This is a genomic window from Singulisphaera chitinilytica (assembly GCF_049331405.1).
Lineage (GTDB): Bacteria > Planctomycetota > Planctomycetia > Isosphaerales > Isosphaeraceae > PoT.
The window spans coordinates 934963-957402 of sequence record NZ_CP186274.1 but is presented as its reverse complement, the minus strand read 5'-3'; the positions used below and the strand labels follow the sequence as shown (position 1 = coordinate 957402).

Here is a 22440-nt window from a genome sequence, read left to right as displayed (position 1 = left end):
CGTCAGCTCGCCGAAGTCGCCGGGGCTGAGGTGGGGGTTTCCTGCGACGTATCCGTGGAAGAGCTTCCCGAAGTCGATCCCTCGGGATCTTCTCTTGCGAGCGCCGCCAGCCGCTTGGCCTGCTGCTGGCGGCGAATCTCTTCCGGGTCGAGGTCGTCCTCGCCGAATGCGACGCGGACGAGCATGCCGAAGTCGTCGTGGCTGATGCCGCCCAGGATCTCGGAGAGCTCCTCGTCCGTCAGCGGCTGGTACTTCCGCAGCATGACGCCGAGGAAATACTCCTGTCCCTCGAGGTCGTCGAAGAGGACGCCGTTGCCGTCGGGGGTGCCGATCGACGGGGGCCAGTACCGCTCGTCGATGACGGCCTGCTTCATGACCTGGCGCCGCTCGGCCGCGTCCTCGTAGAACTCGAGGACGGCCTTGACCGCGACCGTGGGGCGGACGGAGTGGTCGCGGATCCAGCGTTGGAGCAGACCGAGCTCCCTGAGCTTGAGCGCCCCGACCTTGAGGATGCGGTCCCCGAAGCGTATCGCCTTCGGGGCCGCGGTGATGAGGTCCAGCATGGTTCAACCCGTGAGAATGTGGTGGTGTGGTCCGATCAGGCTGATGATCAGGCGTCGCCGGGGTACTTGAGCGAGGAGCCGTCCTCGAGGTTGTAGGAGACCTCGTAGTCGACGGTCCCTTCGAAGTCGCTGGAGGTCTTCACCTCCTCGACGATGACGGAGAGGCGGAACCCGCTGGTGCCGCTGGGGCTGCCGTCGGGGACCAGTTCGAGCAGCAGGATCGAGCCGGCGCGGACGTTGGGGCCGGTGCCCGTGGTCGCGTCGGTGGCCTCGTTGGCGCTGTCCCAGTGCATCGAGACGTTGCCGCTGGCGTCGACCACGCCGGCGATGCGCTTGCGGCCCGAGACGGCGTTGCTCACGTCCTTGCTGTTGGACTTGATCGAGAGGTCCCACTTGTGGACCTCGAGCTCGATGGAGGTCGAGGCGCCCGGCGGCTTGACGAAGGCGCGGCCGTCGGACCCGTTGTGGAATTCGGGGGTTGCCATGGCGGTATGGACTCCGGGGGGCGGTGCGATGGGTCGGGGATGTGGGGATGGTGGCGGGGCCGCGTCACTCGCCGGCGATGGCGATCTGGTAGTTTCCGGCCGTGCCGCCCGGGTCGACCTTGAGCTGGTCGGAGGAGCCCGAGGTCACGGCGTAGCCGGCGGCGCCGGGCGCGACGAGGACGAGCATCCCGCCGGCGGGGACGATCGCGGTGCCGGCCGTGCCCAGGGCGGCGGCCCAGGGGTGGGTGGCCGCGGCCCCGACGGTCAGGCTGCCGGTGCCGTTGTTGATGATCACCAGGACGCGGACCTTGGTGAACGCGATGGCCCGGTTGAGCGAATCGGTCAGGGCCGAGAGGGTCCAGGTGTCGGGCGTGCCCGGGGCGGGGCTGCTCGGCTTCACCCAGTCGAACTGGATGGCGTTGGCGCCGGTGCCGTTGGCGAAGGAGATGTTGAATGGGATCGAGGAGTTGAGGTTCCCCGTGACCGGGCCGGAGCCGAGCTGCTCGGCGAGGCTCAGGGTGAACTTGATGTTGCCGGTGACCGAGAGCGGCATGGGCGGTTGGTCCTGGGGCGTGGCGCCCCGCTGGGCGGGAAGGGTCGAGGTGAGGTGGGATCGGCTGCGATCAGGGGTCGATCATCGCGCGGGCGATGTCGTCGGCGTTCTCGAGCAGGGCCGGGATGATGTGCGGCCGCGCGGCCATGGTGTCCGTCCCCTCCTCGAGGTAATGGGCGTAGGGGATCGGGGTGCCGACGTGGGCGGTCAGGCGTGCCGCGTCGGTCGCGTGGTCGTAGCTGGCGATGAGGTCGCCGGAGTCGATGTGGGGCGGATCGCCGGGCTTCGAGCGGGGCGGCCCCTGGACGCTGATCTTCTCCTTGATGGCCATGGCGAGGAGCCCGCCGGCCTGGTCGACGCCGTCGAGCATGCGGTTGCGGAGGATCCTCAGGGCGGACGGGGACACCACGACCTGGCTCATCGGACGCCCCGCGATCTGCCGACGGTGGCGAGGTAGGTGTAGGACTGCCGCCAGACGTACTCGCCCTTGGAGAGGTTGGGCATGCGCTCGAGCCGGCCCCCGGTGCGGCGGAAGCCCATGAGGTAGCCGTTGCGGAAGTGGAGGTCCTTGGACGTGTTCAGGGGGTCGTAGGCGGCGGTGAGCCAGTCGCCGTAGTCGATGAGCCTGTTGTCGTCGGTCGCGTAGATCGCGAAGACGATGACCTTCCGCTCCCAGTAGCCGGGGCCCGTGTTGCCGGTTACGGCCTCGCCCGGGTTCGAGAACATCGCGAACGGGTATGTCGGATTGGCCGGCCCCTCGTTCAGGTAGAGCTCGGGCGAGACCTCCTTCAGCCCGGCGACCGAGTCCCAGTAGTTCGCGACCGCCGAGAGCAGGTCCGGCCAGAGCTCGGGCTCGGCCTCGGCCTCGCGGCGGCGCAGCACGACCCCCATCTGCGGGGGCACGCCGCCGCCCAGGTCGCCGGTCTTGTCGGCGTCCTCGACGCGCTGTCCGATGATGGAGGAGAGTTCGGGTGTGCTCATAAATTTGCAATTGCTAGCAACACCGAGGGCGAATATCGTGAGCCCTCGCTTCGATCCTGGGCGACTTGATGCGGCCAACGTCATCGTCGACCGAAACTCGATTCAGATTTTGATATGAAATATTACCGTCTAGTTATGGCGACCGACTCACGATGGGCATTGGCGATCGGCGATCAATTCTCCGATGGGAGCCCCGTGGACATCTGGGCGTATGGTCGGTGTGAGAGGCTTATCAACCCATCCGCCGTGCCCTTCGAGGTTCAGGTTCCCGGCGACCCCGTCGATTACAATTGCACAGCCTTCGGATGCACCGTCATCTCCGATCGCATGGCAAGAGTTGTCGAGGGGATCGCGCCCTTGGGGGTGCAATTCATCCCGGCTACGTTGGAAGCTCCCGGGAAATGGGAAGTGCTGAACATCCTGGACTGCCTGGATTGCATCGATCGCGAGCGATCCCTGATCCAGTACTTCCCCGAGGATCATCCGGAGAAGGCGGGCAGGCCCAGGGGGGTGGCGAAACTGATCATCGATCCGGACGCCATCGGGGATCACCACATGTTTCGCTTGCGAGATTGGATGGTCGTTGAGATCGTTTCCGAGGCGATGAAGGGAGAGCTCGAGAGGAATGGGATTGGGGGCATGGAGTATTGGCCGGTGACGCCGTGAAATTCATGCCTGTTTGACCCGACTCCTTAGCGTTCTGTCCGACGTCGTCAGAAGACCGTGAAGGGTGCCCCGTTGGTGGGGATGACACTGAAGGGGTTTGCGAACCAGACGCGGGCGGTGGTCCCGGTCAGGAGCTGGTAGCCGGTGATCTTGGCCTTGGCGGGGGCGAGCGCCCCGGTGAACGACAGGCTCAGGCCGATGTAGCGGTTGTCCGAGGGGAGCGTCCCGCTGGCCAGGCTGATCACGAACGACCCGCCCGAGGGGTTCAAATCGTTGACGGTGCCCAGCACGGCGATGCCGTTGTTGATCCCGACCATCGAGCCCAGCGAGCCGGGCGTGGCCTGGTTGCCCCCGCTGGCGTCGGTGAGGATCGCGGTCGCCAGGGCCGAGCGCTCGGAGGGGCTCAGGGCGGCGACCGAGGCGACCGCCGGGATCGTGGCCCCCGAGGCGAACGAGCCGGTGGCGATGGCCCCGCTCGCCAGGGTCATGGCGGAGCCGACGGCGGCGGGCGAGGCGGGGAGGTTGTCCGTCTTCGCCTTCACCGCGGCGACGTTCGAGCTCGTGGCCGCGAGGGCGGCGGTGACGTCGGTGCTCTGGCTGACGCCGAACGGCTCCTCGTAGACGAGGCCGCTGGTGCTCTCGACCCAGACGATCTTGCCGGCCCAGCCGGTGTCGAAGTTGGCGACGTTGACGTTGTAGGAGCCGGTCGCGGTGACCGCCCCGAACGAGCCCTCGGTGATGCCTGTGGCGGTGACCGGGCCGATGGGGGTCGAGCCGTCGACGAGGACGACCTTGTAGCTGACCGTCGAGGCCAGGCCCGAGTAGGCCGGCCCGAGGGTGAAGTTGAACGGCTTCGTGATCGTCGCGGCGCCGGCGGCCTGGCCGAATGCCAGGGCGACGAGCAGGAAGGCGGACGTGATGAGGCGTCGCATGGGGGCTCGGTCTCCGGGTTAGGCGGCCTTCGAGTGGCGGGAGGGGACGACGGCGACCGGGCGGTCCGGGAGGTGGAAGACGACGGGCTCGGCCGGGGCGTGATCCGGCGTCCGGCTGGCGACGCTGGTGGCCATGAGCCAGTCGCGGATGGCGTGGGCGATGCGGTCGCCGTAGTAGTAGTGGCCGGCCAGGATGGGGTGGATCGCGTCCGTCCAGATGTACCGATATGAGATGTCGTTCGAGCTGTTCAGCTTCCCCTGGTACGACGTGCCGAGCATCCAGTTGCCGGACGCGTCGTCGTAGATGGGGATGTAGAACGAATTGGCGTCGGCGAACTGGGCGAACGCGGCCTCGACGGCGGTCGCGCAGTCGGCCTGCGTCTGGGGCGGGAACGTCGTCCGGGGCCAAGGGCTCACCACGATGATCGGGGCGATGGGGTTGGCCGCACGAGCCGCCTGGTAGCATGCCAGGGCCTTGGCCTGGAGGTCCGGGAGGGCCGCGGCCGTCCCGTCGTTGCCCGAGACGTCGTTCGTCCCCAGGGCGAAGACGTAGACGTCGTAGGGTGCCTGCGTGAGGTCGGCGAGCCGCAGGGGGTCGCTCGCGGCGGGCAATGCCCCGTTGACCTTGGAGTACCCGGTCCCGCCCTGGGCCATGCAGGTGACCCGCCAGCCCAGCTTGGCCCCGCAGGTCCGGGCCCAGTTGACCGCCTGCATGCCGGCGTCGCGCGGGGCCTGGACGGTGTAGCTGTCGCCCACGAACGCGGCGTTGACGACGTCGAGGTCCTTGGGCTTCCAGATGGAATACCCGGGGTCGACGAAGATCCCGCGCACGCTGAGCACGCCCCCCGAGCCGCCGCAGGTCTCGTCCACCTGCTGGTTGCCGAACTCGAACCGGACGCGCCTGACCTTCGACCCCGAGAACGTGACCGTCACGGCGCCGGTGTTGGTGCCGCAGGCGTTGCCGTTGTTGTAGATCGCCGTCGGCGTCGTCGAGGCGTACTGCATCGGGCCGCCGTTCTCGGACACCGCCACCATCACGCCGCTCTCGGAGGTGCGGATGTAGCTGAACGAGATGGCCGGGGCGTCGGTCATCGTCTCGAAGTACCAGCCCTGCTGGTACACGCCGCTGGGCCCGATGTTGGAGCCCGACGTCGACGAGACCGACTTGACGCTGATGTAGTTGCCGGCCAGGGCGCCGCTGGTGTTGGCGAAGACCACGCCGCCGACGACGGTGACCTTGTCCTGGTTGGTGAGGGTGCCCGTCCCGGCGAGGTAGTAGGCCTTGGTCTGCGTGAACCCCGCCGCCGAGGTGATGGTCGGGGGCGAGGACATCGGGGCGTTGTCGATGACATTACTGACCGCCGCCCTCGACGCCGCCCGCCGCATCCGCTCGAGCAGCATCCGCTTCGGCGTCAGGCCGACGTACCGGCCCCCCGGCGTGGTGCCGTCGCCGACCCTCTGGAGGTCCGTGTCGCTCTCGACGAGGAAGTTGTTCTTCGGGATGGCGTAGGCGGAGGCCTGGGCCTTGGTCCGGGAGATGACCGGGGGGATCGGCGGGCCGCCCCCCTCCGCGACCGTGAGCAGCGCAGGTGCGATCAGGACCGAGGCGAGGGCGAGCCAGGCGAGGTAGCGTCGTCGCATGGGGTGGGGATCCGGTGTGCGGGGTGTGATGTGGGGATGGGCGGGGCGCGGGGGGGGCTCAGGTGATCTCCTGGCATTCGGTCCGGTAGAGGACGTCGGCGCCGGAGAGGTTTTGCGAGGGGCCCAGGGCCGAGAGCTTGCGGCCGTCCCAGCCGATCCGGGAATCGGTGTTCACCTGCAAGTCGACATGGGTGTACACGTCGTAGAGCTTGCGGCCGAGCGGGGCCCCCTGGGAGTCGGAGCGGTTGACCGTCGTGGTGACCGCCTCGACGTAGGCGGGGTAGCTCGCGCCGTCGCCGAAGGAGTCGTTGCCGACGCCGCCGCGGACGCTCCTGGTCGTCGCCCCGGCGTGGACGACCACGGTCGAGTTCATGAGCGAGGAGCCCGGGGCGATCACGTGAGCCTCCACCGCTTGAAGTTGCCCACGATGTCGGCGACGAGCGGGAGGTTGCCCTGCACCGCCTGGGCGTACTCGACCTTGCGCTGGCTGATCGACTCCGACTTGAGCAGGCCGATCGCGACCCGCTGGAGGGTCGCCCTGAGCAGGGTGTAGCAGGCGGCCTTGAGGGCCCCCGGCATCGTCACCGGCCCGAGCGTCGGGTCGTTGTTGTAGCCGGCGAGGTAGACGCACCGCACCGACCCGTATTGGCCCGAGGCGGGATACATCCGGTCGGGATAGCGGTGGGCGGGATAGAGGTCCTCGTGGATGGCGATCCGCCCCGACCTCGGCTCGAGGTCGTAGACGTTGAGGTCGCGCGGGAACGCCCAGTAGGCGGCCCCGGTGCCGATGGCCCCCTTGGCCCCCATGTCCGGGTTGATGTCGGCCGAGGACCAGTCGGCGAACGTCCGGCCGCCGGCGCCGGGTACGGTGCTCCGGGGCACGACGGCCGACCAACCGGGGAGGGCGTCGATCGCCGCCGCCAGCGAGCCGAGCGTGGGGCAGTCCGAGAAGAGCAAGGGCGTGCTGGTCGTCACGCCGGCCACGGTCGAGGCCAGGGTGAGGCCGGTGGCGACCCGGTTGCCGTCGGCGTCGCCGGCGGACGCGAGCCTGGCCGTGGCCCGGCTGACGGCGGGGTCGGTGCAGCGGACGGTGATGACGGCGGCGAGCCCGGTGCAGAGCCTCAGGACGTCGAAGACGGGGTACTGCGACAGGCGGATCGTCCGGGTGTTCTCAGGCTCGTGCAGCTCGTCGAACTGCGCCAGCGCGAGCGACCGGCCGCAGTAGCCGTCGACCACGTCGGTGATCGCCCCGACCATGTCGGCCTGGGCATCCTCCGGGAGCGCCGAGAACCCCGGGACGTTGGCCGAGGCCTCGGCGGCGGTGACGATCGTCTGGCCCATGGCGGCCCCGGGGTCAGAAGGGGTGGTAGTAGTCGACGGCGACGGGGCTGCCGTTGAGCGCCGAGTTCAGGGTCACGGTGTTGCCGCCGACGTTGGTCGCGTCGAAGGCGACCGTGGGGCGGGTGGCCTCGCGGACGCCGTTGAGGAAGGCGTTCAGGACGGTGTCGGAGTTGAGCCGGGCCGGGAGGCCGAGCTTGGCCCCGGTGCCGATCGCCGTGGTGACGCCGGTGCCGTTGGCCGGCACGGCGATCGAAGTGACGGTCGCGAAGGCCTTCGAGCCGACCACCGTGGTGGCGGATCCGGCGGTGAAGGCGGGCAGCGTCTCGGAGATCGCGTTGCCCCTGTAGTCGGTCCCGTTGACGACGACCTGGACGGCGGTGATGTTGGCCGCCGTCCCGCCCGAGGTGGCGGTGACGTTGCGGGGGACGTCGGGGCCCGTGATCGCCGCGGTGACGACCTGCTGCGAGCCGTTGTCGGCGATCGCGGCGTGGACGGCCGAGGTCGTGCCGAGGGCCGGCGAGCCGAGGTTGCGGCGGTAGAGGTTGGCGGCGGCGCCGGGCGAGCCGCTGCCGCCGACGATGTTGGGCTGGCTGGGGGCGGGCATGATCGATTGGCTCTCGCGAGGGGTGGTGGGGCTTGGCCGGGTCGGGGAGGCGGCCCGCGCCGGGCTGCGTCGGCCGGCGCGGGCTCGTGGGACGTCTGCGAGGGCGGCCTTACTGGAGGCCGGTGATCGTGCAGAAGGCGGAGGGGCGGTAGACCTCGAGGGCGAGCCGCTCGTCGGCCCGCAGGGTCTTCTGGCCCTTCTTGAAGTCGTCGTTGACGAACCCGACCTCGACCCTCAGGCCGCGACGCCGGCTGATGTGCGCGAACTTGAGGAAGTCGCCCAGCAGCGCCGTCCCGGCCGAGATCGCGGGCGTGACCACCGCGGGCATGCCCCAGACCATCTCCGGCCCGGCCTCGCTGGGGGCGCCCATCAGGTAGGCCCCGGTCGAGGTCCGCAGCAGGCGGATCGTCTGCCAGTTGTTGGGGTGGATGACCACGCCGCTCGGGTCGGCGAACCCGGTGAACCGGACCAGCGTCATCGCCTTGAGGACGGCGTCCAGGGGCGGGTCGCCGCCCAGCGCCTGCGTCTGGATCCCGGACAGGCCGCCGCCCAGGAAGCCCTTGAGCTGCGGGCTCGTGCCGTTGCCCGAGAGGATCTGCACCTCCTCGCTGAGCTGGATCATCAGCGAGAGCCGGTTGTTGATGATGCCGTTGAGCTGGGGGACGTCCTCGAGCTGCTGCTCGGTGACGGGCAGGGTCGTGGGCAGCCACTCGACCAGCACCGTCCGCTCGCTGTACGCCAGCGAGCTCTCGGGGGCGCCCCCCGCCTCGGCCGTCATGGCGGCGGCGTTGGCGAAGGTCGTCTCCTCCATGTACTTGATCGCCTGCTGGTCGGTCGGGTCCTGCGGGATCAGGTCCGCGACGACCGGGCGGCGCTGGGGGCTGAAGACGACGATGTTGGTCCGGTAGTTCGGCGGGGCGTAGCCGGCGCCGGTCTCGGCCATGGTCGCCTTGACGTGGAGGTCGAAGTCGGGGAGGTCGACCCGGTACGGCCGGAACTGGCCGCCGGACTTGATGTCGGCGAGGGCCGCCTGGGCGGGACGGGACTCAACCACGAGCTGGCCGAGCGACTTGCGGGCGGGCGGCTCCTTGCGGCCGTCGTCCTGGACGCGGCCGTGGCCGTGGCGGCTGGGGTGCGTCACCTCGTCGAGCCGGTCGGCCTCGGCGCGGTTCTTGGACTCGAGCTCGCAGAGGTCGCGGGCCTGGGCGTACTTCTTGCCGAGGTCGTCGAGCTCGGCGTTGCGCTTGCGGACGTCGTCCACGCCGGCGGCGTCGAGGTCGTAGGTGCCGTCGGCCTGCTTGCTCTTCTCGAAGATGTCGGACAGCTCCTGGCGCTTCTGCTGGAGCTGGCCCGCCATCGTTTCCAGTGCGGTGGGCATGGGGATGTGATCCTGCTTGTTGTCGGAGCGGTGCCCATGGGCACCGGCTGCGAAGTGGGGTGGGAGGTCGGCGGGTCCGGCGCGATCTCCGGGGCCGATCGGTCAGACGTTCACGCCGTGGTCGCGGGCCGTGATCGCCAGGAAGGCGGCGTAGAGGGACTTGGCCTCCTCGGGCGAGGGCCCTTCGGTGGACGGCGTGGTGCCTTTCGTGGCCGGGTCGGCGATCGCCTCAAGCAGGCTGGCCAATCGGTCGCGAAGGCGGGTGAACGCGGCGGCGTGCTTCTTCCCGAGCGATCGCCCGTCGGCGGCCCGCTTGGTCATGAGCCTGTCGGCACGTTCCAGGAACTCCTCCAGCACCGCAAGCGTGTCGTAGGAGTGGGCGTCGAAGGTGCGGCCGGCAGGCTGGCCGCTGGCATTCTTGACGCCGGTGATCTCGCACTTGTCGTTCATGGGGCAGAAGGTCGTGCTGACCTCGACGGGCCGGGCCTCGGTGATGAGGCGGGCCCCGTTGCCCGAGCGGACGAGGTCCTGCTCGGTGGGCCGGTAACCGACGCCGTCCCAGAAGGCCTTGACCTCCTCGGGCGAATCCAGCCACTCGCGGCGGACCACGAAGTGGCCCACGGAGAGCCGCTTGACCACGCCGTCCTTCAGGAGCGTGCGCTGGTCCTTGCCGGCGACCGTGTCGCTGATCTTGCCCGTGATGACGAGACCCTGCTTCGGGTCGATCGAGGCGTCGGTGACCTTGCCGGTCGTGACCTGGTGCTCGTCGCGGATGACGCCGTTCGACTTGAAGGCGTCGAGGTGCTTGTCGTAGGCGTTGGGGTGGATGATGTCCCAGCCGCCGTCGATGTTGTTGAAGGCGGCGCCGAGCCCGGAGAACTCGGACCCGTCATCGCTGGCGGTCTTGACTTCGAAGGCGAACGACTTGGTCTCGAGCTTGGGCATGGGGGTGGATCCGATGCGGCGGGCGGGCGCCGGGTGGGATGGGAGATGTGGGTCGGGGCGGGATGTGATCAGGCGTGGAAGAGGCGGCGGAGGCGTTGGAGCGTGGTGGGCCTGGCGGCAATCTCGGGGGTCACGACCTCTGGTTCGTCGCGCTCGTCGCGTTCGATGACATAGGACAGCGAGTCGTATGCAACTTCGATGACGGCGCAGTGCTCGTGATCCGGGCAACGCTTCAAGCCCGCGAAGCTGCAGAACCACCCCTTCACGAAAGGATGCTCGGGAGGATTCGCGGCGAGGTCCCGGATGACCCGGATTCGGTCGCCCCAGGGCACGCGGAATCGGATCGGATCGGGCCTTTGCGGGGCGTGGATGATCATGGGTTGCTCAGGGGTGGAGGAGCTTGCGGATGCGCTGGATCAGAGTCGGCTTGCGAGGGGCGGCGGAGGCACGATCGGGGTGGAGCTGCAGGTCCTCGACCCGTTCCTCGAGTTCGTGGATCTTGAGGGCCTGGTCGTTGATCGCGGCGGCGTAGGACTCAAGGCAGTCGCCCCGCCATTCGGCGACCTTGCGAGAATGCATAAGCTCGAGATTGAGGCGGTCGACATCGGCCTTGAGCAACGCATACTGGGCGGCGGCCCATTCCGCCAATTCGACCCACCAGCCCCGGGAATGCTCGAGTTCCTTGAACTCATGCCTCGCGACGCGAAGCTTCCCCCACGCCTCTTCCAGGTCGGCATTCAGGCGACTGCAGAGTTGAGCGCCCCTGGCGATGCGGGATATCTTCGACCTGATCACGACCTCGTAAGTGTGATTCGCGACTTCGAGGGCCCTGGCACTCGCCTCGAGCCGGTCGACGACCTCGGCCAGATTCCGGACGGAGATGTAATCGACCCTGGGCTTGCCGTAGCCCGGATAGAGGGACGAGTCCGGCCGTTCGATGAGCCGGCGGAGCTCGGCGATGATGCCGGCGAGCGGGATGGGCAAGGAAGGAGCCTCTGAAGTCGAAGGGTCGGTCATCGTCGTCGGTCTCGGCGGTTGGATTGGGGGGCGGGGGCCTTGGCCTCGAGGGCCTCGGCCGGGTCCCCTGCCCCGGCCTTGTACTCGCCGCAGGCGGGGAGGTCGTCGGCGGTCAGGCCGTAGGCGAGGGCGAGACCCGCCCCGACCATCCGGGCGTGGGTCGGCGGCATGCGTCGGCACTCGGCATAGCCGGGGGCGGACGCGGAGGCCTCGCCGTGGAAGGTGCAGGTCCGGCAGGTGGTCATGGCGTGGCTCCGGGTTGGCTCGGGTCGTCGAGGGCGAATTCGAAGCGGCAGCGGCATCCGCCCTTGCACGTCCGCTGCCCGATCGGGATCAGCGTGCCGATCGGCCGCCACCCCTTCGCGTCCTCGTCGAGGCACTGCCGGCAATGGGCGCCGCCCTCCTCGAGGATCGACCGCTCCCAGAGCTTGCCGGTGCGGATCATCTTGGCCTGCCTGGCCGACTGCGACGCGGCCCAGGCGGATCCTCCGTAGTTCCCGGCGCGGGCGACGAGCGAGCCGTCGGGCTTCTGGGTGCCGTCGATGATGTTGGCGGCGAAGTTCTCGAGCCGATGGTCCTCGGCCTGGTGGGCGACGTTGACGGCGGCGATCTCGGGGGCGCCGAGCGGCTCGGCCATCGCGATGGCCCCGGCCAGCAGCGTCTTGCGGAGGAACTTCGAGGTGGCGTCCTTCCACTCCTTGATCGTGGAGAAGGCGTCGGAGAGCAGGCCCTTCGGCTCGGGGGTGATCGCCTCCATCAGCGCGAGGGCGTCGGCCTCGAGCTTGTAGCGGGCGAGGTCGATCAGGGCCTCGACCACCTTGAGGCCGTCGGCCTCGGGGAGCGGCCCGTCGCCGAGCGTGACCCCGGCCTTCTTCGCCGCGACGGCCAGCATCTTGCGGGCGTCGGCCTCGTCGGGATCCTCGAGGCGGACGACGGCCTTGCCCTCGAGCGGGCCGAACAGCGACTTCGAATCCGCCTCGTCCTTGCCCTTCTTGGCCTTGCCTTTGCCCTTGCCCTTCGCGGGCTCGTCGCCCTGGTCTTCGTCCTCGTCGTCGGGATCCTCGATCGGCCTGTCGCCCGGCCGAGTGGACTTCACGAACATGTCGCCGGCCTTGGCCGGGCCGAGGCCGTTCATCGACCGGGCCTCCTCCTGCGAGGCGATGCCGCCGGCGTAGAGGGTGACGGATCGGTTGGCGACCACGTCACGCTCCTCGTTCATGGCCTCGACCTCGGAGTAGTTCCAGCGGACGCACTCCCGGTCCTTCACCCCGCCCAGGTCGGGCAGGAGCTGGCGGGTGAGCGCCTTGGCGAAGTTCTTCTGCAGGGGGATGAGGCAGTTGCGGTAGGCCATCCGCTCGGCCTGCTCGAGATTCGCGTAGGTCTTCTGCTCCTCGCCGACCGAGAGCCCGACGACCATCGCCGGCAGGCGGAAGGCGGCGCAGATGCGGGCCTCGGGGATCTTGCGGATCCTGTCCAGCGTCAGCTTCTCGGGGCTGAGCGTCAGCTCCTGGACCTTCATCTTCACGCTGCTGACGATCGGCTTGCCGACGTTGTCCGCCGACGACCTCTCGACCCACGTCGACTGGATCATGGCCCGGTCGGGGTCCTCGAGCGTGACGTCGTCCGACTCCGGCATGATGACCACGCCGGGGATGCCCATGTTCTTGAGGATGGCCGCGACGTAGGTGTTCGCGGCGTTGTCGCTGACGACCTCGCGCAGCACCGGCTCCAGCATCGGCAGGCCGGTGCGGACGTTGGTCGGGTTCAGGCCGCGGCGGAAGTGGACGACGTCCCCGCGCTCGAGGCGGTAGCGCTTGCCGTCGACGACGTGGTCGTAGTAGTCGATGAACGAGCGGCCGTCGGCCGCCCACCTGGGCTCGATCTCCCAGTAGGGCGCCCAGTAGAGCTCCTTGACACCGGTCTGGGCCCGGCACTTGATCCAGTAGCCGTCGCCCGAGCAGGCGAAGCTGAGGACGGTGGCCGCCCACAACGCGTCGGCGTCGTAGTCCGGATTGGGCTCGCACATCCGCTTCGTGAAGGGGTGGTTCGGCACCGGCTCCTTGACCCCGTTCCGCCTGGTCGCGACGACCTCCAGGGCCGGCTCGGAGAAGTTGTCCGTCAGCCAGCCGAGGCACGCCGAGACGGCCGAGTTCCGCCAGAGGTCGCCGGCCTCGGCCGCGTAGTCCCTGGTGGCGCCGGGCAGGTAGTAGGAGTACCACGAGCTGCCGCCGCCCCACGACGGCGATCCCCCGGTGCCGTACGCGCCGCCGCCGAAGGCCGGGAAGACCATCGCGGCGGCCTTGCGCCCGAGGTCGGCCAGCCGGTTGGCGAACGTCCTGGAGGTGGCGATGGGGGCGGGCATGGGTCAGGAGATCTTCCACTTGCGGGAGTTGGCGGCGACCATCACGCCGTAGCGGAAGGCGTCGTAGAAGTCGTCGCCCCCGAGGCCGTCGGCGTCGCAGTCGACCTTGAGCACGTCCTCGGGCCGGGAATCGTCGTGCTGGAGCGATGGGATGCAATCGAGGAGGCGGGGGCAATTCTCGGTGATGAACAGCGTGGGGCGGATGGGATCCGGCTTGGCCTCGACGTCGCCGAGGCGGCGGAGGATCTCGGCCGCCCCGTTGATGCGGTCGATGTTGGCCGTGGATAGCGTCAGTCCGTGGGACTTGTAGTCGTCGGCGATCGTGCCGCCGTTCTGCTTCTTGGCGAAGACGTCGGTCCCGGCCACGATCTTCTCGAGCCGGTGCACGGGGACCCCGAAGCGGCCGAACATCGCCTTCATGGCGTTGGCGTTCCGCTCGACCAGCCAGCCCCGCTCGGCGTGCTCGCCAACGGCATAGACGTCGCCGTCGCCCGACTGGGCGAAGAGGTAGCTCGCCGTGTAGTGAACAAAGCCGTAGTCGAGGGAGGACCATGTCCGCCATCCCTCCGGCACCTGCGGGATGGCCGGGATCCCGTGGACGATACGCTGGAAGGTCGTGAAGTACTGCCCCGCGGCGATGTCCCAGTCCCCGTCGAGCCAGGCCCGACGCTGCCAGCCGGTCAGGCCCTCGAGTTCCTGGCGATAGTCGGCGTTGACGAACGCGTTGTCGCGGACGGTGGCCTGGACGAACCGCGTGGCGGCCTCGGTGCCCCGCCGCATCGGGTCGATGAACAACGCCTTGAACCAGGCGTGCCCGATGTTGCCGGGGTTGGTCGTGAAGTACATCCGGGGCCGCCAGCCCGGCTTGGCCGAGCGGACGCAGGTCCCGATGTCCTTGATCTTCCGCGAAGTGAGCTGGGTCGCCTCCTCGACCAGGGCCCCGTCGTACTGGAGCCCGAGGTAGCTGTCGATGTCCCGGTCGTTCTGGAAGTGCCCCAGGACGACGCGTGATCCGTTGGGCAGGAGGATGATGCCGTCCTGCGACTTGTACTCGTGCGGGGTGCCGTGGAGCACCTCGCGGCGGAGGTCCTGCACCGCCTCCTTGCCCGCCTTGCCGACCTTGCGGAGGTAGAGGAACTTCAGGCCCGGGAACCGGACGCAGTCGTCGCAGATGACCTGGGCGATCCCCCAGTGGCTCTTGCCGCCGCCGCGGGCCCCGCCGTAGCCGATCTTGGTCGGGCCGCCCTCGCGGTCGCAGAGCCGGGCCGCCGCGCTGGCGGCGAGCTGCTGGCGCTGGAGGACGATGCCCGCGCGCACGAAGTTCTCGACCTGGTCGCGGGGGCAACCGGCCGAGAAGGCCGCCTGGACGTATCGTTCGGTCGGGGTCATGAGGGCGATCAGGGCGAGGGCCAGTCGGATCACTCGGGGGACTCCTCGGCGGGCGGCTTGGGGTCGCCGTAGATCTTGGCCACGGCGCTCTCGAACGCGACGGTGAGCGGGACGCCCCCGCCGTCGGGGCCGCTGATCTCGATGGCCTCGGTCGGCTTGCCGAGGATGCGGTTGAGCAGGTACTCGTTGGCCTTGAAGTCGGGCGGGGTCATGTAGAAGTCGGCGGTGTCGGACTCGTCGAGCTGGTCGGGGTCGTCGATCTTCTCCTTGCCCTTGCGGGGCCTGTAGACCATGACGCCGCTGGCCAGCCTCATCATGTTGTCGATCAGCTCGGGCAGCCGATCGGCTATCCGCTCCTCCGCGGCCGCGATCGGCCCGGCGAACTTCTCCGCCTTGGCCTTCCGCCCCGCTCCCGGTCTGGCTCCGCCGTTCTGGCCCATCGTTCAAACCGTGTAGAAATCAGTTTTTTCAGTGGTGTGAATCGCTCAGAGGGGCAGCTGGCCGCCCGACTCGAGCAGGTCCTTGAGGTACTCGGCCGGGACCGTCACGTCGTAGCCGATGCCGTTCTTGGTCGGCGTGATCGGCATGCCCATCTCGAGCCCGAAGGCGATGCACACGTCGAGGGCCTCGTCATGCGACATGGCCCGGTTGACGTAGCGGTCGGGTTGGATGGTCTCGGCGGGGACCTCGCACCGCCTGCCGTCGGGCAGGTCGAAGGCGTAACCCTCGTGGTGCTCGCCCCGGCCGGGGAAGTTGAATCGCGGCTTGTCGTGCTTCACTTGCTCGCTCCGAGCTTGGCCTCGGTCTCCCGCTTCTTGAGGCGGTAGGTGAGGTATTGGAGGACTGCGGAGAAGATCAGGACGATGGGCGAGAGGATGCCCATGGCGTGGTCCGCCAGCCACGCCCCGATCGAGGAACCCATGAGGCTGAGTCCGATGGGGTAGCCGAAGTGCTTGAGGTAGTGGTCCAGGTCGAGGTGCATGGCGGGCATTCTCCGGGCGGCGTCGCCCGCGATTCGTCATCGAAATGAGGGCGGCCTCGGCGGGTCTCCGGCGAGGCACTCGAAGGCGATCAGGAGGAAGATCAGGGCCAGGCCGCAGGGGTCAGGCATGGGGGCAGTCGGGGTCCGAGCAATCGCCGTGGTTGCGGCGGCGGGCGCCGTCGAGGACGGCCACGAAGAAGACGATGCCGGCCGGGATCAGCAGAACGTCGATGACGTCGGGGTTGTTGAACATATTCCAGAGCGAGAAGGCCCCGCCGCTGGTGCCGCCCTTGATCAGCGCCCGGCGGACCTCGTCCGAGTTGAGCTTGCCCTTGACGCTGTCGGCCACCGGGCCGAGCCACCCCAGGAACGCGGAGAAGGCGGCCTTCGCCTTGGCGATCAGCCACTCCGCGAGCATGACGACGTAGGGCCACGCGAAGGCCAGGAAGGCGTTGAGCTTGGCGAGGAAGTCTTTCATCGGTCGATGTCTCCGTCCCAGTTCGAGGCCCGGTCGCCGAGCCAGACGATGCCCCGGGCGAGCAGGATGATCCCGAAGATGGCCGCGACGATGATCAGGGACGCGGCCGTCGTGTCGTCGATGGGCATGACGGCCTCACTTGGCGAGGTTGAAGGTGGGGTTCACGGCGTGGCCCTTGGCCCTCTGGTGCGAGGCCAGGGCGGAGGCGATCTGCGGCAGCGGCATGTCGCCGAGCCGGTCGAGCAGCGCGTCGCAGCCGACCTGCGTCAGCGGCGGGATCTCGCGGATCCCGATCGGGAAGCCCAGCCGGACTGCCGCCCTCGCGGGCAGGCCCCCGGCCGAGGCGATGATGTCTTCCTTGCGGGAGGTCACCGTCGAGGCGATGACCGGGGCGATCGCGGAGGCCAACTGCTTCGAGATGTCGGTGACCTTCGGCTTCACGACGTCGTGCGACTTCGCGAACGTCACGACGATGAACAGCGAGGAGCCGGCGACCCCGATCAGGGTGCCGAACACGAAGGCGCCGACGATCCACTTGAGGGATGTGAGCATGGTTCCCGATCAGATGAAGTTGTCGTAGGACCACTTGACGAGCTTGCCGATCCCGTCGAGGTCGGTGGCCGAGACGCGCTCGAAGTAGCCGTAGCCCTGGACGGTCCGATAGACGTCGCCCCGGACCCAGAAGTCGGAGGTCTTCGTCGCGGAGACGGGCTTGTAGCCGGGGACCTTGGCGGCCTTGTCGGCGGGGAGCGGCGGGTAGAGCAGGCCGTGCCAGTTCTCGAGCTGCCACCAGTCGTACTGGTCCCAGACGCCGGGCATGACGTAGCCGACCTCGGTCAGGGCGTGGCCGTAGGTGCCCTGCCCGATCGTGGTCATGAACGTCTGCTGGCTGTCCCAGCCGTAGGGCCACCAGATGCCGTTGCCGACCGGCGTGTTGCCGGCGATCAGCGTGCGGGAGTCGTCGTCCGAGCGGACGTCGACGGGCACGGAGATGTGGGCGGCCTTCGCGTCGTCGAAGACGGCCTGGGGCGGCTTCGTGCCGAGGGCCCCCGAGTTGTCGGAGTAGGGGAGCAGGCTCTCGTGGGCGATGCCCGCGCCCTTCTCCCGGGTCATCGCCATGATGGCGTCGGTCGGCGAGCCGCCGTTGGTCGGGTTGCCGCCGCCCTCGAGCTGCTTGCCCATCCAGGCCGTGAGCCGCCGGCAGGTCGCGAAGGCCTCGTAGCCCTTGGCGACCATCGAGGTCTCGGCCAGGAACGTCGGCCCGTGGACCCAGCAGGTCCCCGCCTGGCCCTGCTCGAGCTGGCGGAATCGGTGCTGCGTGAGCGAGATGGCGTCGGGGTACTTCTCGCCCTGGATGACCGTGGCGAAGCGCCGCGTGTCCAGCATCGCCTGGCGGGCGAGCGGGGCGCGGACGTGGTCCCAGCCGAGGGCGAACTGCGGGTTGACGGTGCTCATCTGGCCCCCCTCAGGCCCTTGGCGAAGTCGCGGGAGTAGGCGGAGTAAGCCTTGCGTGCGGCGTCGTCCTTGGGCTCGGTGCCCGAGGGGACGATGGCGGCGAAGCCGGGCGAGGCCTTGTCGGCGAACGCCTTGGCGCGGGCGGCATCGAACGCCCGCTTGAGCGCGGCGTCGGCGTCCTCGACCTTGGCGCCCGAGTCGATCTTGTCGGCCAGGGCGTCGAAGCCCTGGGCCAGCGACTCGCCGAGGATCGGGACGAAGTCCCGGCCCGCCTTGAAGCCGCCGGCATCGACCGGTGTCGGGGTTGGCGTGGGCGTCGGGGCGGAGTCGCGGGAGTTCCTGATCGCGAAGCCGATCGCGATGACGGAGCCGACGAGGATGGCCAGTAGATAGGGGTGCTTGGACGCGAACGAGCCCGAAGCGGTGCCCGTGGGCACCGGGGCAGGTGTCGGGGTCGGAGTCGGGGCGACCGGCGTCACGACCGCTGCAGGGGTCGGCGTCGGTGTCGGGGCGACGACAGCCGGAGCCGGTTGCACCGGGGCCGCATCGGCCGGCGTCGCCGGCTTGGGCTTGAAGAGCGACCTCTCGACGGGCATTAAGCGGTCCTCGCCTCGAGGTAGTTGAGGGTCAGTTCCTTCAGCGTGCCTTCGGGGTCGACCATGAAGATGGTCGAGCCGGCCTCGGTCCAGGGGACGCCCGGATCCAGGAGCTTGGCGACCGCGTTCTGGGCGTCGGTCACCTTGGCGGCGGTCGCCTTGGTGGCGGAATCGGCGTCCACGTACGCCTTCTTCTCGATCTCGTATTGGCCCTTGATGGCGGCGATCCGAGTCTCGGACGCCTTCTTCGCGGCGGTGGCGTCTGCGTCCGCCTTCTCGGCATCGCGGAGCGCGGACATGGCCGCCTTGATCTCGTCGTTACTCGCTGGCATGAAGGTGGGCCTCGGCGGCGGGATTGGGAGAGGTCACTCGGGCGGGAGGAAGAGATTGACGAGGTAGATCAGGGTCGCGATCAGGAGGATGTGGACGAGGGGGTCGTGCCTGCGGATCACGTGATCGACGAGGGATGTCAGGAGCTGGCGCACTCGAGGAAGCGGGAGTCCCATGCGAGTTGCCTCAGTCGGACCTCGCGGTGTCGGTCGAGGAGTTCGTCCCGCCTGGACATGAGGGGGATGACCTTGCCGGGGTCGTCGCGGTGGATGGCCAGGTCCTTGAGGATCGAGTTGATCTCGTAGACGACCATCCTGGCCTCGGCCTGGTCGTCCTCGAAGCTGATGAAATCGATGGCCGGCGACTTGGAAGGAAGGGACCGCTTGCAGTCATCGCATCCGTTGGGCACGACGCGAACTGGGTGAGGTCCGAAGAAGCATCTGCACTGGGCGATGACCTTCCCGCACGAACACTTGAGGATTTCGTGGGCCATGGGGATGAGTCCTGCCTGCCGCCGACCGTTCGCGTCCCCGATGCTGTGTCGGATGGTGGTCTTGTAGACGTGCAGGCGGTGTGGGATGGCCGCCGGTTCGGCGCCGTGACGACGCCTCTGGCCCGGGGCCGAGGTGGTTCAGTTCAGGGGCTCGTCGCCGAGGTCCCAGGGGTCCTCGAGCAGCGAGTCTTCGTTCGTCCGCTCGCGGGCCATCGGCTGGCCGTTGTGCCGCCGGTCGGTGCGCTGGCCGGCGAGCCACTCCAGGGCACCATTGTGCCTCGAGTTCTCGCGGCGGCACTGGCGGAGCTCGGCGGGCGTGAGGAGTTTATCGGGGTCGGTTTGGGAATCGGAGAGGACGCCGGCCTTGCGGAGGATCTGCCCGACGCGGCTGAGGGTGAGCCCGGTGAGGCTGGCGATGAAGACCTGCGACTTGCCGTCCTGGTAGAGCTCGACGATCGCGGCGCGGCGATCCTCGCGGCCCTTGGCCTCGACGGCCCGGAGTTCCTTGGCGGTCGGCTTTCGCTTCCGACCGGGAGTCGGTGGCGTCATCGTCGCTATCATCGGTCGCCCTCACGGCGATCAGCCAGCCCGAGCGGACATCGCCCTTGCTACCATGAGGGAGGCACTAAAGTTATCGGGCTGTCAGTCGCCGCAAGTGTTTAGCCCGTTTATTCTAACGTGCATCCAATCACTGAAATAGGTCGAAACTACTCCATGGGAGCCAGTAGGCCCGGAGATGGGGACGTCCTCGCGTGTGCGAGACCTGCTCTGGAGGCGGAACAACCAATAAGAAAACACCGAAGCATGGCGTTCTACGTGTCGTTCTACAGGTTGTTTTCAGAGGTATTTCTTGGTATTCTCTGGCGTACCAACCGAGAGATGCAATCCGCAAACCCTTGAAAACAAACGACTTACAAAACACTAAGCCATGCGAATATTCGTTCGACCTTAGTGTTGGCCTTCAGGGCGTCGTACTGCGCCGTGACCTCGTCGACCGCCTTCCGCATCTGGGATAGGGTCGCCTTGCACCCCTCGAGCCGCTTCTTCGTCTCTTCCTGCATCGCCTTGCGTTCGGGGTCCTTCACGGCCTGCGACTTGACCTCCTTGAGCGTCGATTGAACCTCGGCCAGTTCCATCCGCAGCATGTTCCTCTGCGCGATCAGTTGCTGGGACATGCCCCCCTGCCCGAATCCGTTGGCACCCTGGCCGAATCCATTGGCTCCTTGCCCGAACCCGCCCCCCTGGCCGCCACGGAACTGGTTGTTGCCCTGCTGAAACCCTTGTTCGTTGATGTGTTGATTCAGCTCTTCCAACTGCCTTTGCAGCTCGGAGCGATGTTCGTCGAGCTGCGCGGCCTCTTGCGAGGCGGCCTCGGCCTCGTTCTTCCGTTCCACGCTGGCCATGTACTCGGTGACGAGGATCTTGGCCTCCTTCCACTTGTCGAGGACCGGTTGCTCGGCCTCGATCACCAAGAATCGACCCGACCTCGTGAGCCCCTTGTCCTTCAGGACGCCGATGGCCGGCGAATCGGCCGCGAGGAGCGGGATCGACATGACCACGAAGAGGGGAAGTGACCAGACGAATGGGCGAATCTGAAGCACCGCGGCCTCCCTGTCCAGGACGTTTGAGGCGATATGCCGAGAGAGATGTGGAGGGGACGGCGGTCGGTCCCCACCTTGAATAACGTAGGAGCCAGTCCAGCGGCGACCGATGGCCGCGAATTTGATTGTTAATCTTTGCTACGCGAGCCCCGGGCGACGAGACGGCCGGTTTTCGCGGGGTCGCGGGCCCCTCCCCCTGACGTGAAACGGCGGGCTCGGGCGACGGACTTCGTGTCAAAGCGTGTCAAGACGCCGAGGGGTCGAAAAAGGGCCCGGTCTTGATCGTGGGGCCTCCGGCGGACAGACTGAGACCGAGCGTGAAGGGGTCGCGGACGTGGGATCGGAACGGCTCGGGCCGAGGGCATATTCCATGAAGACGTACAACCTCGCCATCATCCCGGCGGACGGCATCGGCCCGGAGGTGCTCGCCTCCAGCCGCAAGGTCCTCTCGAAGCTCGCGCAGGAGCACGGCGGGATCCGGTTCGACTTCCGCGAGTTCGACTGGGGGTCGAACTACTACTTCAAGACGGGCACGATGATGCCCAGGGACGCCCTGCAGCAACTCGAGCGCGGCGGCTTCGACGCGATCCTGCTGGGGCCGGTCGGCAGCGACAAGATCCCCGACCACATCACCCTCTGGGGCCTCCTGCTGCCGATCCGCCAGGGCTTCGAACAGTACATCAACCTGCGGCCGATGCGGCTGCTCGAAGGCGTGACCTCGCCGCTCCGCGACCAGGATTGTCGAAGCCTGGACATGGTCTGCGTCCGCGAGAACTCCGAGGGGGAATACTCGGGCATCGGCGGTCGCGTCCATTCCGGCAAGACCGACGAGGTCGCGATCCAGACGATCGTCTTCACCCGCAGTATCACCCAGAAGCTGATGAGGTTCGCGTTCGAGTGGACCCGCAAGCATGGTCGGAAGCGCCTGACGAGCGTCACGAAGTCGAACAGCATGCAGCACAACATGGTCTTCTGGGACGACGTCTTCCAGCAGGTTTCGGCCGAATACCCCGACGTCGCCACCGACAAGCAACTCGTCGACTCCATGACGGCCAGGATGGTGACTCACCCCGGCACGGTCGACGTCATGGTCGCCTCGAACCTCTTCGGAGACATCCTCACCGACCTGGGAGCGGCCCTCACCGGCAGCATGGGCCTCGCCCCCAGCGCGAACATCAACCCCGAGCGCAAGTACCCGAGCCTCTTCCAGGCGATCCACGGCTCCGCCTTCGACCTCGTCGGCAAGGACCAGGCCAACCCGATCGCCACGGTCTGGTCCGCCCAGCTCATGCTCGACTTCATCGGCGAGGCGGAGTTGGCCGGCAAGCTCATGAACGCCATCGAGTCCGTCCTCCGGGAGAAGAAGGTCCGAACCCGCGACCTCGGCGGCCAGGATTCCACGACGGCCATGACCGACGCACTCTGCCAGGCAATCGAAATAACTTGATTTCAATAAAAACATATGTCGTTTTTTCTTCATTGAATGAAAGAGCGACGATTCTGATGCAGGGGCATTCCCGGAGGAAGAAAGCCGGCCCATCCCCTTCCATTTCGCCGACCGTCCTCGCATCATGGGTTCCTGCCAACGATCCGCCCCGCCCGGCGGCGGCGTCCCTCTCCGTGCCGCCCGCCGAAGTCGATACCGGGC

Annotated in this window: 31 protein-coding genes; 2 read left to right on the top strand and 29 right to left on the bottom strand. The window is 68.1% G+C overall.

Going from position 1 to position 22440, the window contains the following annotated elements:
• Positions 1-2 precede the first annotated feature (2 nt).
• The 5 genes from ACOYYX_RS03575 to ACOYYX_RS03555 all read right to left on the bottom strand — a co-directional run bounded on the left by ACOYYX_RS03575 (position 3) and on the right by ACOYYX_RS03555 (position 2582).
• Positions 3-563 (bottom strand): hypothetical protein, encoded by a 561-nt coding sequence (locus ACOYYX_RS03575; RefSeq protein WP_422928563.1) that lies wholly within the window; start codon positions 561-563, stop codon positions 3-5.
• A gap of 47 nt (positions 564-610) precedes the next feature.
• Positions 611-1048, bottom strand: a complete 438-nt coding sequence (locus tag ACOYYX_RS03570; protein ID WP_422928562.1) for a hypothetical protein — start codon at positions 1046-1048, stop codon at positions 611-613.
• A gap of 64 nt (positions 1049-1112) precedes the next feature.
• Entirely contained in the window at positions 1113-1601 is a 489-nt protein-coding gene (locus ACOYYX_RS03565; protein ID WP_422928561.1) for a hypothetical protein, read from the bottom strand.
• Between the two features lie 70 nt (positions 1602-1671).
• Positions 1672-2022 carry a hypothetical protein gene (locus ACOYYX_RS03560; RefSeq protein ID WP_422928560.1) on the bottom strand — a complete coding sequence of 117 codons (351 nt, stop codon included), beginning with the start codon at positions 2020-2022 and terminating at the stop codon, positions 1672-1674.
• Positions 2019-2582 (bottom strand): hypothetical protein, encoded by a 564-nt coding sequence (locus ACOYYX_RS03555; RefSeq protein ID WP_422928559.1) that lies wholly within the window; start codon positions 2580-2582, stop codon positions 2019-2021. The genes ACOYYX_RS03560 and ACOYYX_RS03555 overlap by 4 nt, the downstream gene beginning before the upstream one ends.
• Positions 2583-2741: 159 nt before the next feature.
• On the opposite strand from ACOYYX_RS03555, the gene ACOYYX_RS03550 reads away from it, so the two are divergent.
• Positions 2742-3248: an imm11 family protein gene (locus ACOYYX_RS03550; protein WP_422928558.1), complete on the top strand. Its 507-nt coding sequence runs from the start codon at positions 2742-2744 to the stop codon at positions 3246-3248.
• Positions 3249-3295: 47 nt separating this feature from the next.
• Here ACOYYX_RS03550 and ACOYYX_RS03545 read toward each other — a convergent pair whose 3' ends face one another.
• From ACOYYX_RS03545 to ACOYYX_RS03430, 24 genes are all read right to left on the bottom strand, one after another.
• Entirely contained in the window at positions 3296-4180 is an 885-nt protein-coding gene (locus ACOYYX_RS03545) for a hypothetical protein (protein ID WP_422928557.1), read from the bottom strand.
• An 18-nt stretch (positions 4181-4198) separates the two neighbouring features.
• Complete coding sequence (locus tag ACOYYX_RS03540; protein ID WP_422928556.1) at positions 4199-5821, bottom strand: SGNH/GDSL hydrolase family protein; 1623 nt, start codon at positions 5819-5821, stop codon at positions 4199-4201.
• A gap of 58 nt (positions 5822-5879) precedes the next feature.
• Positions 5880-6218 (bottom strand): hypothetical protein, encoded by a 339-nt coding sequence (locus ACOYYX_RS03535; protein WP_422928555.1) that lies wholly within the window; start codon positions 6216-6218, stop codon positions 5880-5882.
• The gene (locus ACOYYX_RS03530; protein ID WP_422928554.1) at positions 6215-7162 is read right to left on the bottom strand and encodes a hypothetical protein; all 948 of its coding nucleotides are present in this window, start codon (positions 7160-7162) and stop codon (positions 6215-6217) included. Before ACOYYX_RS03530 ends, ACOYYX_RS03535 begins: the two co-directional genes overlap by 4 nt.
• Positions 7163-7175: 13 nt before the next feature.
• Positions 7176-7766, bottom strand: coding sequence for a hypothetical protein (locus ACOYYX_RS03525; protein WP_422928553.1), 591 nt, complete (start codon positions 7764-7766; stop codon positions 7176-7178).
• Between the two features lie 109 nt (positions 7767-7875).
• Entirely contained in the window at positions 7876-9144 is a 1269-nt protein-coding gene (locus tag ACOYYX_RS03520) for a phage major capsid protein (RefSeq protein WP_422928552.1), read from the bottom strand.
• A gap of 102 nt (positions 9145-9246) precedes the next feature.
• Positions 9247-10089, bottom strand: coding sequence for an HK97 family phage prohead protease (locus ACOYYX_RS03515; RefSeq protein ID WP_422928551.1), 843 nt, complete (start codon positions 10087-10089; stop codon positions 9247-9249).
• Positions 10090-10157: 68 nt separating this feature from the next.
• Entirely contained in the window at positions 10158-10466 is a 309-nt protein-coding gene (locus ACOYYX_RS03510; protein ID WP_422928550.1) for a hypothetical protein, read from the bottom strand.
• A 7-nt stretch (positions 10467-10473) separates the two neighbouring features.
• The gene (locus ACOYYX_RS03505) at positions 10474-11106 is read right to left on the bottom strand and encodes a hypothetical protein (protein WP_422928549.1); all 633 of its coding nucleotides are present in this window, start codon (positions 11104-11106) and stop codon (positions 10474-10476) included.
• Positions 11103-11351 carry a hypothetical protein gene (locus ACOYYX_RS03500; RefSeq protein ID WP_422928548.1) on the bottom strand — a complete coding sequence of 83 codons (249 nt, stop codon included), beginning with the start codon at positions 11349-11351 and terminating at the stop codon, positions 11103-11105. The genes ACOYYX_RS03505 and ACOYYX_RS03500 overlap by 4 nt, the downstream gene beginning before the upstream one ends.
• A complete protein-coding gene (locus ACOYYX_RS03495; RefSeq protein WP_422928547.1) occupies positions 11348-13468 on the bottom strand; it encodes a phage portal protein in 2121 nt (706 codons plus the stop codon). The genes ACOYYX_RS03500 and ACOYYX_RS03495 overlap by 4 nt, the downstream gene beginning before the upstream one ends.
• Before the next feature lie 3 nt (positions 13469-13471).
• Positions 13472-14890 (bottom strand): phage terminase large subunit, encoded by a 1419-nt coding sequence (locus ACOYYX_RS03490; RefSeq protein WP_422928546.1) that lies wholly within the window; start codon positions 14888-14890, stop codon positions 13472-13474.
• On the bottom strand, positions 14887-15297 hold the full coding sequence (locus ACOYYX_RS03485; RefSeq protein ID WP_422928545.1) for a hypothetical protein: 411 nt from the start codon (positions 15295-15297) through the stop codon (positions 14887-14889). The genes ACOYYX_RS03490 and ACOYYX_RS03485 overlap by 4 nt, the downstream gene beginning before the upstream one ends.
• A 45-nt stretch (positions 15298-15342) precedes the next feature.
• Entirely contained in the window at positions 15343-15636 is a 294-nt protein-coding gene (locus ACOYYX_RS03480; RefSeq protein ID WP_422928544.1) for a hypothetical protein, read from the bottom strand.
• The gene (locus ACOYYX_RS03475) at positions 15633-15839 is read right to left on the bottom strand and encodes a hypothetical protein (protein WP_422928543.1); all 207 of its coding nucleotides are present in this window, start codon (positions 15837-15839) and stop codon (positions 15633-15635) included. The genes ACOYYX_RS03480 and ACOYYX_RS03475 overlap by 4 nt, the downstream gene beginning before the upstream one ends.
• Positions 15840-15960: 121 nt before the next feature.
• Positions 15961-16317: a hypothetical protein gene (locus ACOYYX_RS03470; protein ID WP_422928542.1), complete on the bottom strand. Its 357-nt coding sequence runs from the start codon at positions 16315-16317 to the stop codon at positions 15961-15963.
• Positions 16314-16445 (bottom strand): hypothetical protein, encoded by a 132-nt coding sequence (locus ACOYYX_RS03465; protein WP_422928541.1) that lies wholly within the window; start codon positions 16443-16445, stop codon positions 16314-16316. The genes ACOYYX_RS03470 and ACOYYX_RS03465 overlap by 4 nt, the downstream gene beginning before the upstream one ends.
• Before the next feature lie 7 nt (positions 16446-16452).
• Positions 16453-16869: a hypothetical protein gene (locus tag ACOYYX_RS03460; RefSeq protein WP_422928540.1), complete on the bottom strand. Its 417-nt coding sequence runs from the start codon at positions 16867-16869 to the stop codon at positions 16453-16455.
• A 9-nt stretch (positions 16870-16878) separates the two neighbouring features.
• On the bottom strand, positions 16879-17772 hold the full coding sequence (locus ACOYYX_RS03455; protein WP_422928539.1) for a hypothetical protein: 894 nt from the start codon (positions 17770-17772) through the stop codon (positions 16879-16881).
• A complete protein-coding gene (locus tag ACOYYX_RS03450) occupies positions 17769-18368 on the bottom strand; it encodes a hypothetical protein (RefSeq protein WP_422928538.1) in 600 nt (199 codons plus the stop codon). The genes ACOYYX_RS03455 and ACOYYX_RS03450 overlap by 4 nt, the downstream gene beginning before the upstream one ends.
• Positions 18368-18700, bottom strand: a complete 333-nt coding sequence (locus tag ACOYYX_RS03445; RefSeq protein ID WP_422928537.1) for a hypothetical protein — start codon at positions 18698-18700, stop codon at positions 18368-18370. The genes ACOYYX_RS03450 and ACOYYX_RS03445 overlap by 1 nt, the downstream gene beginning before the upstream one ends.
• A gap of 137 nt (positions 18701-18837) precedes the next feature.
• Positions 18838-19191 (bottom strand): hypothetical protein, encoded by a 354-nt coding sequence (locus ACOYYX_RS03440; RefSeq protein WP_422928536.1) that lies wholly within the window; start codon positions 19189-19191, stop codon positions 18838-18840.
• A 138-nt stretch (positions 19192-19329) separates the two neighbouring features.
• Positions 19330-19740, bottom strand: coding sequence for a hypothetical protein (locus ACOYYX_RS03435; RefSeq protein ID WP_422928535.1), 411 nt, complete (start codon positions 19738-19740; stop codon positions 19330-19332).
• A 362-nt stretch (positions 19741-20102) separates the two neighbouring features.
• Positions 20103-20792, bottom strand: a complete 690-nt coding sequence (locus ACOYYX_RS03430; protein ID WP_422928534.1) for a hypothetical protein — start codon at positions 20790-20792, stop codon at positions 20103-20105.
• A 370-nt stretch (positions 20793-21162) separates the two neighbouring features.
• Between ACOYYX_RS03430 and ACOYYX_RS03425 the strand changes: the two genes are divergently transcribed.
• Complete coding sequence (locus ACOYYX_RS03425; RefSeq protein WP_422928533.1) at positions 21163-22239, top strand: tartrate dehydrogenase; 1077 nt, start codon at positions 21163-21165, stop codon at positions 22237-22239.
• The last annotated feature ends 201 nt before the right edge of the window (positions 22240-22440 follow it).